Origin of the sequence: Pseudomarimonas arenosa, from assembly GCF_014841215.1 — a bacterium.
Classification (GTDB): Bacteria; Pseudomonadota; Gammaproteobacteria; order Xanthomonadales; family Xanthomonadaceae; genus Pseudomarimonas; species Pseudomarimonas arenosa.
The window spans coordinates 91,163-103,863 of sequence record NZ_JACYTR010000001.1 but is presented as its reverse complement, the minus strand read 5'-3'; the positions used below and the strand labels follow the sequence as shown (position 1 = coordinate 103,863).

The window sequence follows — 12,701 nt, the reverse complement described above, 5'->3', positions numbered from 1 at the left end:
GAAATCAGTCGACGGCAGTGGGTTCCGCGCCGCGGCTCAAGGCCACCACACCGCTGCGCCCAAGCTCCACCAGGCCCAGTGGAACCAGCAGCTCAATGAAGCGCTCGACCTTGCTGTTATTGCCGGTCAGCTCCAGCACCAGGCTGTCGTGGGTGATGTCGATGACCCGGGCGCGAAACACCTCGACCAGCCGCAGACATTCGGCGCGCAGCTCGCCATTGCAGCGCACCTTGATCAACACCATTTCGCGCTCGATGCCCGGCGTATCAACGCTGAGATCGACCACGCTGTGCACCGGCACCAGTCGCCCCAGCTGCGCCTTGATCTGCTCGATGATCTGCGGTGTGCCCGAGGTGACAATGGTGATGCGCGAGGTGTGTTTCTGATGGTCGGTTTCTGCCACCGCCAGCGACTCGATGTTGTAGCCGCGCCCAGCAAACAGGCCGACCACCCGCGCCAGCGCACCCACCTCGTTGTCGACCAGAATCGACAGGGTCGCACGCACGGTGCGGGCGATGCGTTCTTGCAGGAAATAGGTCGAGGCGTTCATTTCAGAGCCGTGATTGGTGATTGGTGATCGGTGATTGGTGATCGGTGATTCGTCGAATACTCGCCCTGTTTCTGTTTAGAACTGATGCGACTCCGCTGCGAACACAAGCTCTCACTGCCTGGCTCTGAGCCCCTCTCCCCTCGCGGGAGAGACCGATGCGCACTGACAACGCGCGCCGGCTGGCGCCCCGCCCCGCGCCCGAATCCCGAATCACGGCCCTCACACCAACATTCTGCCGGCCTCGGTGACTTCGGCCTGCTGTTCTGCGTCGGGCAGCAGCATTTCGTCATGCGCTGCGCCTGAGGGAATCATCGGATAGCAGTTCTCGGTCTTGTCGACCACGCAATCGACGATCACCGGGCCTGGGTGGTCGATCATCGCCTGGATGGTGGCATCGAGATCGGCCGGGTTGATCACCCTGAGGCCGAGCGCGCCGTAGGCTTCGGCCAGCTTGACGAAGTCGGGCAGTGCCGCTGAGTAGGAGTGCGCATAGCGTCCGCCGTGCAGCAGTTGCTGCCACTGCCGCACCATCCCCATGTACTCATTGTTAAGTATGAACAGCTTGATCGGTAGCTGGTACTGGATGGCTGTCGACAGTTCCTGGATCGTCATCTGCGCGCTGGCTTCACCGGCAATGTCGATCACCAGGGCATCGCGATGCGCAGTCTGCACGCCGATGGCCGCCGGTATGCCATAACCCATCGTTCCCAGTCCGCCGGAGGTCATCCAGCGGTTGGGCTGTTCGAAGTGATAGTGCTGCGCTGCCCACATCTGATGCTGGCCGACCTCGGTGGTGATGTAGGTGTTGCGATTCTTGGTCAGCTGATACAGGCGCTCAACGGCGTACTGCGGTTTGATCTGCTCGCCGCTGTGTCGGTACGACAGTGATCGCCGACCCCGCCACAGTTCGATCTGAGTCCACCAGGCAGACAGCGCGTGGCGATCGATCTCGCAGGACTGCGCTGTCCAGCGCTCCAGCAATTCGGCCAGCACCACCGCGCAGTCGCCGACGATGGGCACATCGACCAGCACGTTCTTGTTGATCGAAGAGGGGTCGATATCGATATGAATCTTCTTCGAGCCGGGAGAGAAAGCGTCGAGCCGGCCGGTCACACGATCATCGAAGCGTGCACCAATCGCCACCATCACATCACAGCGATTCATCGCCAGATTGGCCTCGTAGGTGCCGTGCATGCCGAGCATGCCGAGCCACTTGGGATCACTGGCCGGGAACGCACCGAGTCCCATCAGGGTCGAGGTCACCGGTACGCCGGTGAGTGCAGCCAGGTCGCGCAGCAGCTGGCTTGCCTTGGGGCCGGCGTTGATCACGCCGCCGCCGGTGTAGAACACCGGACGCTTCGCCTGAGCTAGCAGTTCCACTGCGCGGGCGATAGCGGCCGGGTCGCCGTGGGTGCGTGGACGATAGGTGCGGTGCACGATGTGGCTGGGCCCTTGATAGGCACCGCGCTTGAACTGCACGTCTTTCGGGATATCCACCACCACCGGGCCGGGGCGCCCGGTTCGAGCGATGTAGAAGGCGTCGTGCAGGGTGCGGGCCAACTGGTCGATGTCCTTGACCAGGAAGTTGTGCTTGCTGCAGGCACGGGTGATGCCCACGGTGTCGCATTCCTGAAAGGCATCGGTGCCGATCAGATGCGTGGGGACCTGACCGGTAATGCATACCAGAGGTATCGAATCGAGCATGGCATCGGCCAGGCCAGTGACGGCATTGGTGGCGCCCGGCCCCGAGGTGACCAGGAGCACACCGACCTGGCCGGTGGAACGGGCATAGCCTTCGGCCGCGTGGGCCGCGCCCTGTTCGTGTCGGACCAGGATGTGTTCGACCTGATCCTGGTGGAACAAGGCGTCGTAAATCGGCAGGACCGCACCGCCGGGATAGCCGAAAATGTGTCGAACCCCCTGGTCTTGCAGGGCGCGGACGACGATTTCGGCGCCGGTCAAAGCGTTGGCGGCCATTGGAGAGCTCCAGTTTCGCTGCAATGCGTCAATACGCATTGGTATGGCAGGCGTCTGGTTTGCTGTCAACAGGTACGTTTGCAACCAATTTCTATCGGCATTGCCATCGGAACAGCCAAGGATTCTGACCTAGTCGCTATAATGCAAAGCTGACTTTCAATCCCAGGCCGTTTGCGCGGCCCGCTCTATCTTCCGAGGTTTCCATGAGCATCGATCAATTGCAGGACATCGCCCAGGCCATGGTGGCCCCGGGCAAGGGCATCATCGCCATCGACGAATCGACCACCACGTGCAAGAAGCGTTTCGACGGTGTCGGCGTGGAGTGCACCGAGGAAAACCGCCGTGCTTATCGCGAGATGCTGCTCAGCACGCCGAGTCTGGGCGAGCATGTGTCTGGCGCCATCCTTTATGACGAAACCCTGCGTCAGGCGCAGAAAGACGGCACCAGCTTCGTCAAGCTGATGGAGAAGCAGGGCATCCTGCCGGGCATCAAGGTGGACAAGGGCACCTCGCCGTTGGCCGGTTTCCCGGGCGAACTGGTGACCGAAGGCCTAGACGGCCTGCGCGATCGGCTGAAGGAATACGCCAGGATCGGCGCCAAGTTCGCCAAGTGGCGCGCGGTGATCACCATCGGTGAAGACAGCCCGAGCGGCACCTGTATCGAGGCCAATTGCCATGCACTGGCGCGCTATGCCGCGTTGTGTCAGGAGCAAGGCATCGTGCCGATGGTGGAACCGGAAGTGTTGATGGATGGCGATCATGACATCGACGTCTGCTATGACGTCACCGAGGCCACCCTGCGCTCGCTGTTCGGTGCCCTGTACGAGCAGAACGTGATGCTGGAAGGCACCATCCTCAAGGCGAGCATGGTCATCTCCGGCAAGACCTGCTCCGAACAGGCCTCGGTGGAAGAAGTGGCTGAGTACACCTTGCGCTGCCTGAAGTCGGCCGTGCCAGCTAGCCTGCCGGGTATCGTGTTCCTGTCCGGTGGCCAGAGCGATGAAGCCGCGACGGCACATCTGAATGCGATGAACCAGATGGGCAACAACCCCTGGCCGCTCAGCTTCAGCTATGGTCGCGCCATGCAGCAGGCCGCGCTCAAGCTGTGGGCCCAGGATATGCAGGCCAACTATGCCGCCGCTCAACGCACCGTTGCGCAGCGCGCCAAGGACAATGGTCTGGCAGCACTCGGCAAGTGGAGCCGGGCGGCCTGATCGCCCCACCCACCTTGCAGTGAACAGCGCCGGCCTCGTCCGGCGCTTTTCATTTGGGCGCGCGATGGCGCCGTTCTGGCGCATGCAAACGCGTCAGCGTCTTTCGCCTGGAGCCCGTTTCACAATCGCTTGCCCGGTTTCCGGAGTAGCATTCACGAATGTGATGTTTGCAGACTCCGCTGCGCACAGCGCCCTGGGAGGCTGCTGAAGTCCTGCAGGATGAAGGTCTCAGCAACCTGCAAGCGCTGAAGCCGTCGAGAACCAAGGATTCCACCATGACCCAAGTACCCACCGCGCGGATCGCGCAACGCAGTCCGTTTCCGGTCGACCTGGAAGCGGGCAAGACCTATTGGTGGTGCGCCTGCGGACGCAGCCAGAATCAGCCGTTCTGTGACGGAAGCCACAAGGGCAGCGGCTTGATGCCGGTGCGGCTGGACGCTGAACGCAGCGAGCGACTGTGGCTGTGCGGCTGCAAGCGCACAGCCAACGCACCGCGCTGTGATGGATCGCACAAGCAATTGACGGAGAGCGGCGAATGAGAGGGGCGGTTCTACTGGTATCCGCCCTGCTGGTGGGTTGCGCCGAACCGGCAATGGAGGTGGCCGCTGGCGCACGCGGGGCCACGGCGGTGACGGTGGAAACCTTGGCCGAGCGCCCCTGGCAGGATCGAATTGAAGCGCTGGGAACGGCCAAGGCCAGCGAGTCGGTCACGCTGACCGCCAAGGTTACCGAAACCGTGGTGCGGGTGAATTTTCAGGACGGCGATGTGGTTGAGGCCGGCCGATGGCTGGTCGATCTCAGCGGCAAGGCCGAGATCGCGGCGCTGGAGGAGGCGCAGGCCGCCTATACCGAGGCCTTGCAGCAGTATCAGCGGCAGGCTGATCTGGTGAAGCAGGGCATTCTGTCGAAAAGCACGCTGGACAGTCTGGTCGCCAGCCGCGACGCGGCTCTGGCGCGCACCAATGCGATTCGAGCTCGGCTGGCTGATCGGGTGATCACGGCGCCGTTTGCGGGCGTGCTCGGATTTCGGCAGGTCAGTCCGGGCACCCTGGTCACACCCGGAACGCCGATCACCACCCTCGATGCCATCGACACCATCAAGCTGGATTTCACCGTGCCGGAGGTTGCCATGGCTGCGGTCGAGCCCGGTCAGCGCATCGCGGCCAAAAGCGCGGCTTTCCGCCAGCGCGATTTTGCCGGCGAGGTCAGTGTGGTGAGTACCCGAGTCGACCCGGTCACCCGTTCGGTGCAGGTGCGGGCCGAAGTGCCCAATCCGGAGCGGTTGCTCAGGCCGGGCATGCTGCTCACCGTTACGCTTGAACTGCCTGTTAGAGACGTGCTGTCGATTCCAGAGATCAGCCTGATCCAGGTCGGTAGTTCGCAGTCGGTGTTTCGCGTCGACAGCGACGACACGGCGGAACGGGTAGAAGTGAAGACTGGTGCGCGCCAGCTGGGGCGTGTCGAGATACTTTCCGGTCTGCAGGCGGGCGATCAGGTTGTTGTCGATGGCGTGGTCAAGCTGCGTGCCGGAACTCCGGTCAGCGTGATCGAGCCGAGTGCCCAGATCGCCGGCTCGGCCGCGGGTTAGGCGGCACATGATCTGCCGATTCGTGCTTGGTTTCGGGATGACGGCACGTCCTTTTGTCTGAGGTGGCCTGATGAAACTGTCTGATCTGTCGATTCGTCGGCCCGTGCTGGCCATGGTGATGAACCTGTTGCTGATTGCCGTGGGCCTGATGGCCTTCAGTCAGCTCACCGTGCGCGAACTGCCCAACATCGATCCGCCCGTGGTATCGGTGGATATCAGTTATCCCGGCGCGTCGGCGGCGGTGGTGGAAACCCGCGTCACCCAGATCATTGAAGATGCCCTGGCTGGTATCGAAGGTATCGAGACAATCGAATCGCGCTCGGTTAACGGGCGCTCGGCGATCAGTGTCGAGTTCAATCTGAGTCGCGAGATCGAGGCCGCCGCCAACGATGTTCGCGACGGCGTCAGTCGCGTCGCCGATCGGTTGCCGCCCGAAGCGGACCCGCCGGAGATCGAGAAAGTCGAATCCGATGCCGATGTGATCCTCTGGCTCAATCTGTATTCGCCGAGCCTGGATACGCTGGCGCTGAGCGATTATGCCGAGCGCTATCTGGTCGATCGCCTGTCGGCCATTGATGGCGTGGCGCAGGTGCGCGTCGGTGGACGTCAGCGTTATGCAATGCGAATCTGGTTGGATCGGGTGGCACTGGCGGCGCGCGGGTTGACAGTCAATGATGTGGAGGCCTCGCTGCGGGCCGAGAACGTCGAGCTGCCGGCGGGGCGCTTGGAGTCAGCGCAGCGTGACTTCACCCTGCGCGTTGATCGCAGCTACAAGAACGCCGATGATTTTGCCAAGCTGGTCCTGGCGCGTGGCAGCGACGGACATCTGGTGCGGCTGGGCGAAGTGGCGGAGGTCGAGCTGGGCTCCGCCGAGCGACGCTCCTACTTCCGCGGCGATGGTCAGCCCAATGTTGGTCTCGGGGTGATCAAGACATCCACCGCCAATTCCCTGGACGTGGTGCGCGAGGTGAAGAATCGGCTGCCGGAGATTCAGCGCAGTCTGCCGCCTGACACCAGCGTGTTGGTGGCGTTCGACAGCACCACCTTTATCGAAGCGGCGGTCAATCGGGTCTATCTGACCTTGATTGAAGCGATCGTCCTGGTGTTGATTGTTATCCTGGTGTTTCTCGGCAGTGCCCGCGCGGCCCTGGTGCCCGCGGTGACCGTGCCGGTGTGTCTGATCGCCGCCTTCATCGGCCTGTGGGTGTTCGGATTCAGCATCAACTTGCTGACCCTGCTGGCCCTGGTGCTGTGCATCGGCCTGGTCGTGGACGATGCCATCGTCGTACTGGAGAACGTCAAGCGGCGTTTGGACGAAGGTGAGCCCAGGTTGCTGGCCGCTGCCCGGGGAACACGTCAGGTGGCGTTTGCGGTGATCGCCACCACCGCTGTGCTGGTGTCGGTGTTCTTGCCGGTCGCCTTCATGGGCGGCAATTCCGGGCGCCTGTTCAGCGAATTGGCTGTGGCCCTGGCCAGTGCCGTATTGCTGTCGGCATTCGTCGCGCTGACGCTCACGCCGATGATGTGTTCGCAGTTGCTGCGTCCTGGCGAGAGTTCGCACGGCATCGGTGGTGGGCTGCGACGCGGGTTCGACGCTGTCAGCCGAGGCTACCGTTCGCAGCTCGAACGGGTGGTGGAGCATCCCTGGATCATTCTCGGCCTGATGGTGCTGGCCTGCGGCGCGGTGGTGTTGCTGGAGAAGCAGATTCCGACCGAGCTGGCGCCGCCGGAGGATCGCGGCGCGTTCTTCGTCAGCATCGCAGCACCGGAAGGGGCTGGCTATGACTACACGGTGACGCAGATCCAGCAAGTCGAGAAGATTCTGCTCGCCCATACCGACGAAGACAGTGGCATCCATCGCATCATCGCCAGGGTGCCCGGCGGCTTTGGTGCTGGCGAGGAAATGCACACGGGCAATGCGGTGGTGCTGATGCGCCCCTGGACTGAACGCGAGGTTTCGACGGCGGAAGTCGTCGAGCGGGTGCGTGCGCAACTGGCGCAGGTTCCGGGCATTCGCGCATTGCCGATGGTGCGCTCGGGCTTGGTGCGTAGCCGTGGTCAGCCAGTGCAGGTGGTGCTGGGCGGGCCGAACTACGACGACCTGGCTGCATGGCGTGATCGCATGCTGGTACGGATGGAGGACAACCCGCGATTGTTCGCCGTCGACTCGGACTACAAGGAGACTCGGCCGCAATTGCGCATCGAGATCGATCGCGTCCGCGCGGCGGATCTTGGTGTTTCGGTGAGCGAAATCGGACGCACCTTGGAAACCATGATGGGCGCGCGTCGGGTGACCACCTTCGTCGATGACGGCGAAGAATATGATGTGATGTTGCAGGCGCGACAGGAAGATCGACAGTCGCCAAACGACCTCAGCAATCTATATGTGCGTTCCAACGGCAGCGGCGAATTGATTCCCATCGGCAATCTGGTGACTTTTCGTGAGCTGGCTGAACCGGGTAGCTTTAATCGCTTCAACCGACTGCGCGCGATCACCTTGACCGCCGGATTGGCGCCTGACTACCCGCTTGGCGATGCTCTGCACTGGATCCAGCAAGTGGCTGACGAAGAATTGCCGCCCACCGCACAAATCGACTTCAAGGGCGAGTCGCGCGATTACTTGAGTGCAGGCAGCTCGGCGATCTGGATGTTCGCCTTGGCCTTGCTGATCGTCTATCTGGTGCTGGCGGCCCAATTCGAGAGCTTTCTGCATCCGGCGGTGATCATGCTGACTGTGCCATTGGGCGTGCTGGGCGCCCTGATCGGTCTCTGGCTGTTCGGCAGCACGATCAACCTGTTCAGTCAGATCGGGATCGTCATGCTGGTCGGACTGGCGGCGAAGAACGGTATCCTGATCGTCGAGTTTGCCAACCAGCGACGCGACGAGGGGCTCGATGTGCGAGAAGCGGTCATCGACGCTGCCACCACACGCCTGCGTCCGATTCTGATGACTTCGATCGCCACCGTGGCTGGCGCGGTGCCGTTGTTGCTGGATGAGGGGCCGGGTTCAGCCAGCCGTCGCACTCTGGCTATCGTTATCATTACCGGTGTGAGCTTCTCGACCCTTCTCTCTTTGTACGTCGTTCCGGCGATCTATCGTCAGGTGGCGCCGTTCACTCGCTCGCCGGAAGCAATTGCCCGCCGACTGGAGGCCGAAGAACTGCAAGTGCAGCCGCGGTCCAGCGCATGAATTCCGAGCGCCTCATCGAGCCGGGTCTGAAGCTTCGCAACTGGCGGCGTGACGACGCCGAGGCCCTGGTCAGGCATGCCAATGATGCCGAGGTAGCCTACTACACCAGTCACCGATTTCCGCATCCGTACACCGAGATCGATGCGCAGAAGTTTCTGCGCAGTCGACGCAAGGCCGGTAGCGGAGTTTCCCTGGCCATCGAAGTCGACGGCGAAGCGGCAGGGGGCATTGCGGTCACTCTGGGCGAGGGCACAGAGGCGCACTGCGCCGAACTGGGCTACTGGCTGGGACGTCGTCACTGGGGCCGCGGACTGATGTCGCGGGTGGTGGCGAACTTCGTGCCTTGGGTGATGACGGAGCTGCAGATTGTGCGGCTGGAGGCCCAGGTCGTGGTCGACAATCAGGCATCGTGCGCCTTGCTGCAGCGGCTTGGCTTCGAGCGTGAGGCACGCATGAACGCTGCCGTCTACAAGCACGGACGCTACGCCGATGCCTTTCTTTACTCATTGGTGCGGTTGCCCATTCAACAACAGGTGGAGCGGGCATGAGCAAGTCTCCTTGGGATCACGCCAAACCCAAGACCGGCGGTGGCCGTGAACGCAGTGCTGCAGCGCCAGGTCGTCCTGATCGATCGCCGCAACAGGATGCTGACCGTCGCGCAGATGGTGGCCCGCGCCGCGACGCCGAGCTGCGCCTGTACGGCTGGAATGCCTGCCTTGCAGCTTTTAAGCGTCGTCCGCAGGATCTGCGCAAGGTCTATCTAAATGCATCGCGGATGACCGATCTGCGCGACGTGCTGGCCTATTGCGTTGAACAACGCCTCGGTTATCGGCTGGTGGAGAACGACGATCTGTCGCGGCTGACCGGCTCACAGCACCATGAGGGCCTGTGCTTCGATGTTCGTTGGCCAACGCCACTCAGTCTAACAAGGGTGTTAAGTCAGGCAGCGGAGCGGTGCCTGTTGGTCTGGCTGGACGGTGTGGGGAACCCGCACAATCTGGGCGCCATTCTTCGCTCGGCCGCGCATTTTGGTGTACAGGCGGTGCTGTCACCCAGTGCCGCCGGTGTGCGCCTCAGCGGCGCCGCTGCGCGCGTGGCTGAAGGCGGCGCAGAAGCCGTGCCGCTGATCGGCGTCGATGACCTCACGGGAGCCTGGCATCTGCTAAAAGCTGAAGGCTTCACTTCAGTGGCCACCTTGCCGGCAGGAGCGAACTCTCTGTTCAAGCAGGCACTACCGGCCCGTACCGTGTTGGTGTTGGGGGCCGAACAGGCCGGTGTAGGCGCGGAGACGCTGCAGTACTGCGAGCTGCACTTGGCCATTCCGGGCAGCGGTCAGGTAGAAAGCCTCAATGTAGCCAGTGCAGCGGCGGTGTTCTTTGCCGAGTGGTGTCGACGCTGGGGTTGACCTTCAGCGGTCTCGCGTCCGGGCGATGCCTTGCAAACGCCGGTGCAGACGATCGACCCGTGACTGCAGCAAGGCCAGACTGCCATCATTGATCAGTACGTCATTGGCCAGAGCGAGTCTGGTTGGGCGCGATGACTGCGACTGCAACATCCGTTCGGCCTGCTCCCGATCCGTCCGGTCACGCCGCATCAGCCGCTGAACTTGCAGTTCAGTCGGGGCATCCACCACCAGCACCCGATCCACCCAGGCATAGGCGCCGGTTTCGCTTAACAGAGGGATCGCCAACACGACATAGGGCGTTCCAGCATGCCGGGCGCGCTCGCGCATCGTTGCGCGCACGCGGGGGTGAAGAATAGACTCCAGCACCTTGCGATCGGCCGGGTTGGCGAACACGCGCTGACGCATCCAGCCGCGGTCCAGTCGTCCCTCGGCGTCCAGCGCAGGATTGCCGAAATGCGCTGCGATTTCCTTCAATGCCGGCTGTTCTGGCTCAACCAATTCACGGGAAATCAGGTCAGCGTCAATGACCGGCACTGCGTGCTCGGCGAATCGGTCGGTGACCGCGGTCTTCCCCGAGGCGATGCCACCGGTGACCGCAACCGTCAGCGACGGCACCTGAGAGTTCATCGATCCGGCCGTGCCTCAGCGGGCGAAAATCAGTTTGCCGACCAGATCGAACACGTCGCCGCCCCACATGAACTGGATCCAGCCGGCGACTGCCAGATATGGGCCGAACGGAATCGGCGTGGCGCGATCTCGTCCCTGCAACAGCAGGGCGGCTGAGCCGATCACCGCGCCGGCCAGAGAGGACAGCAGGATGATCGATAGCAGTGATCCCAGTCCGCACCAGGCGCCCAACGCTGCGAGCAGCTTGAAGTCACCGAAGCCCATGCCTTCTTTGCCGGTCAGCAGTTTGAACGCCCAGTACACCGACCACAGGCTGAGGTAGCCCACGGCGGCGCCCCAGATGGCCTGGGTCGGAGAGACGAACAGGGTGACACTGGATAGCAGCAGGCCCAGCCACAACAAGGGCAGGGTCAGGTCGTCCGGAAGCAGGGTGGTGCGCCAGTCGATTCCTGCCGCCGCCACCAGAATGCCGGTGAACAACAAGCCAGCCAGCGCCTCGTAGCTCACCCCGAAGCGCCATACCACCGCAGCGAACAGCGCCCCGGTCAGGGCCTCAACCAGCGGATACTGAATCGAAATCGGTGTCTTGCAGGCGCGGCACTTGCCGCGCAGCAGCAAGTAGCTGAACACCGGCACGTTTTCCCAGGCGGCAAGCTGATTCCCGCACTTCGGGCAGTGCGAGCGCTTTAGCACAATGCCGGGCGGCTCGGGCTCCTCGGTCGCTGGCAGTTCCAGCAGTTCGCGGCTATCCCGTGCCCATTGCCAGTGCAGACGGGCCGGCACGCGCAGAATCACCACGTTGAGGAAGCTGCCGACCAGCAGGCCAAAGGCCGCTGCCACCCAGGGCGCCGCGGCGGGGCTGAGGAAGAACTCCAATGGCGGGCCTTACAGGGCGGCGGCGAGCTTGAAGATTGGCAGGTACATGCCCACCACCATGCCGCCGACGATCACACCAATGATCATCATCACGAACGGTTCGATCAGGCTGGACAGTGCATCCACCGCGTTGTTGACTTCCGCCTCGTAGAACTCGGCCACTTTGAAAAGCATGGTGTCCAAGGCGCCGGCTTCCTCACCAATGGCGGTCATCTGCACCACCATATTGGGGAACACCTCGGTCTGTTTCATCGCCACGTTCAACTGATAGCCAACCGACACGTCTTCGCGAATGCGCTTCACCGCGTCGCTATACACCTGATTGCCGGTGGCGCCGGCGACGGTCTCCAGCGCTTCCACCAGGGGCACGCCGGCCTTGAAGGTGGTGGCCAGGGTGCGGGCATAGCGGGCGATCGAGGCGTTCTTCATGATTTCGCCCAGGACAGGGACCTTGAGCAGTGATCGATCGAGGAAGTGCGAGAAGGCCAAGGATCGCTTCTTCAGCTCAACCAGCCCCCAAAGTGAGCCTACGCCGATGATCAACACCGCCCACCAATAGGAGATCATGAAGTCCGAGGCTTGGATAATCATCAGGGTGAAGGCCGGGAGGTCGGCACCGAAGCTCTTGAATACCTGTTGGAACTGCGGCACCACGAAAATCAGCAGGACCGCGCTGACCAAAATGGCTACGGCGATGACAATAGCGGGATAGAACAGGGCCTTCTTGATCTTCGCCTTCAGTGCTTCGGTGTTTTCCTTGTAGGTGGCGATGGTGTCGAGCACAGTGTCCAGCACACCGGCGCCTTCACCGGCCTTGACCAGATTCCGAAACAGTTCGTCGAACTGAACTGGATGGCGGCCCAGGGACTCGGCCAGGGTCGAACCGCCTTCAATCGAGGCGCGGATATCGTCGAGCATGTCCTTCATGCGCGGATTGGCCTGGCCACCGGCAATGATTTCGAATGCGGTCACCATTGGCACGCCGGATTGCATCATGGTGGCGATCTGACGGGCGAAGATGGCGATGTCCTTTGCCGAGATGGTCTTGCCGGCCGAGCCAAACAGGGGCTTGGCTTTGGGCTTGACCACACTGGGCGCGATCCCTTGGCGGCGCAACTCGGCCTTGAGCAAGCTGGCATTTTTGGCCAGGGTCTCGCCCTTCATCTTGGTGCCGCGCTTATCCGTCCCCTCCCAGTAGAAGGGTTGCATCGGGTTGGGGTTCCGCACCGACACGGCGCCCGGTTTCTTTACTGCCGATTTGGTCGCTGCCATGG

Annotated in this window: 11 protein-coding genes; 6 read left to right on the top strand and 5 right to left on the bottom strand. The window is 62.5% G+C overall.

Annotated elements, in window-relative coordinates:
* Positions 1-4: 4 nt before the first annotated feature.
* Together ilvN and IFO71_RS00475 are read right to left on the bottom strand one after the other, a co-directional pair.
* Positions 5-550 (bottom strand): acetolactate synthase small subunit, encoded by a 546-nt coding sequence (gene ilvN, locus IFO71_RS00480; RefSeq protein WP_192027553.1) that lies wholly within the window; start codon positions 548-550, stop codon positions 5-7.
* Between the two features lie 219 nt (positions 551-769).
* A complete protein-coding gene (locus IFO71_RS00475; RefSeq protein WP_192027552.1) occupies positions 770-2,527 on the bottom strand; it encodes an acetolactate synthase 3 large subunit in 1,758 nt (585 codons plus the stop codon).
* Between the two features lie 203 nt (positions 2,528-2,730).
* On the opposite strand from IFO71_RS00475, the gene IFO71_RS00470 reads away from it, so the two are divergent.
* The 6 genes from IFO71_RS00470 (at position 2,731) to IFO71_RS00445 (ending at position 9,924) form a co-directional block, all read left to right on the top strand.
* Entirely contained in the window at positions 2,731-3,741 is a 1,011-nt protein-coding gene (locus tag IFO71_RS00470) for a class I fructose-bisphosphate aldolase (protein WP_192027551.1), read from the top strand.
* Positions 3,742-4,016: 275 nt separating this feature from the next.
* A complete protein-coding gene (locus tag IFO71_RS00465; RefSeq protein WP_192027550.1) occupies positions 4,017-4,280 on the top strand; it encodes a CDGSH iron-sulfur domain-containing protein in 264 nt (87 codons plus the stop codon).
* Positions 4,277-5,329, top strand: a complete 1,053-nt coding sequence (locus IFO71_RS00460; protein ID WP_192027549.1) for an efflux RND transporter periplasmic adaptor subunit — start codon at positions 4,277-4,279, stop codon at positions 5,327-5,329. The genes IFO71_RS00465 and IFO71_RS00460 overlap by 4 nt, the downstream gene beginning before the upstream one ends.
* A gap of 70 nt (positions 5,330-5,399) precedes the next feature.
* Positions 5,400-8,519 carry an efflux RND transporter permease subunit gene (locus IFO71_RS00455; protein WP_192027548.1) on the top strand — a complete coding sequence of 1,040 codons (3,120 nt, stop codon included), beginning with the start codon at positions 5,400-5,402 and terminating at the stop codon, positions 8,517-8,519.
* The gene (locus IFO71_RS00450; protein ID WP_192027547.1) at positions 8,516-9,067 is read left to right on the top strand and encodes a GNAT family N-acetyltransferase; all 552 of its coding nucleotides are present in this window, start codon (positions 8,516-8,518) and stop codon (positions 9,065-9,067) included. The genes IFO71_RS00455 and IFO71_RS00450 overlap by 4 nt, the downstream gene beginning before the upstream one ends.
* Complete coding sequence (locus tag IFO71_RS00445) at positions 9,064-9,924, top strand: TrmH family RNA methyltransferase (protein ID WP_192027546.1); 861 nt, start codon at positions 9,064-9,066, stop codon at positions 9,922-9,924. Before IFO71_RS00450 ends, IFO71_RS00445 begins: the two co-directional genes overlap by 4 nt.
* Positions 9,925-9,927: 3 nt before the next feature.
* Here IFO71_RS00445 and coaE read toward each other — a convergent pair whose 3' ends face one another.
* From coaE to IFO71_RS00430, 3 genes are read right to left on the bottom strand one after another with little or no spacing between them, the layout of a single operon-like run.
* The gene (gene coaE / locus IFO71_RS00440) at positions 9,928-10,551 is read right to left on the bottom strand and encodes a dephospho-CoA kinase (protein WP_192027545.1); all 624 of its coding nucleotides are present in this window, start codon (positions 10,549-10,551) and stop codon (positions 9,928-9,930) included.
* Positions 10,552-10,566: 15 nt separating this feature from the next.
* A complete protein-coding gene (locus tag IFO71_RS00435; protein WP_225444259.1) occupies positions 10,567-11,427 on the bottom strand; it encodes a prepilin peptidase in 861 nt (286 codons plus the stop codon).
* Positions 11,428-11,436: 9 nt separating this feature from the next.
* Entirely contained in the window at positions 11,437-12,699 is a 1,263-nt protein-coding gene (locus tag IFO71_RS00430; RefSeq protein WP_192027544.1) for a type II secretion system F family protein, read from the bottom strand.
* Positions 12,700-12,701: the final 2 nt, after the last annotated feature.

Coding starts and splice junctions, on each gene's coding strand:
- ilvN (WP_192027553.1), bottom strand. CDS start 550: ATGAACGCCTCGACCTATTTCCTGCAAGAACGCATCGCCCGCACCGTG.
- IFO71_RS00475 (WP_192027552.1), bottom strand. CDS start 2,527: ATGGCCGCCAACGCTTTGACCGGCGCCGAAATCGTCGTCCGCGCCCTG.
- IFO71_RS00470 (WP_192027551.1), top strand. CDS start 2,731: ATGAGCATCGATCAATTGCAGGACATCGCCCAGGCCATGGTGGCCCCG.
- IFO71_RS00465 (WP_192027550.1), top strand. CDS start 4,017: ATGACCCAAGTACCCACCGCGCGGATCGCGCAACGCAGTCCGTTTCCG.
- IFO71_RS00460 (WP_192027549.1), top strand. CDS start 4,277: ATGAGAGGGGCGGTTCTACTGGTATCCGCCCTGCTGGTGGGTTGCGCC.
- IFO71_RS00455 (WP_192027548.1), top strand. CDS start 5,400: ATGAAACTGTCTGATCTGTCGATTCGTCGGCCCGTGCTGGCCATGGTG.
- IFO71_RS00450 (WP_192027547.1), top strand. CDS start 8,516: ATGAATTCCGAGCGCCTCATCGAGCCGGGTCTGAAGCTTCGCAACTGG.
- IFO71_RS00445 (WP_192027546.1), top strand. CDS start 9,064: ATGAGCAAGTCTCCTTGGGATCACGCCAAACCCAAGACCGGCGGTGGC.
- coaE (WP_192027545.1), bottom strand. CDS start 10,551: ATGAACTCTCAGGTGCCGTCGCTGACGGTTGCGGTCACCGGTGGCATC.
- IFO71_RS00430 (WP_192027544.1), bottom strand. CDS start 12,699: ATGGCAGCGACCAAATCGGCAGTAAAGAAACCGGGCGCCGTGTCGGTG.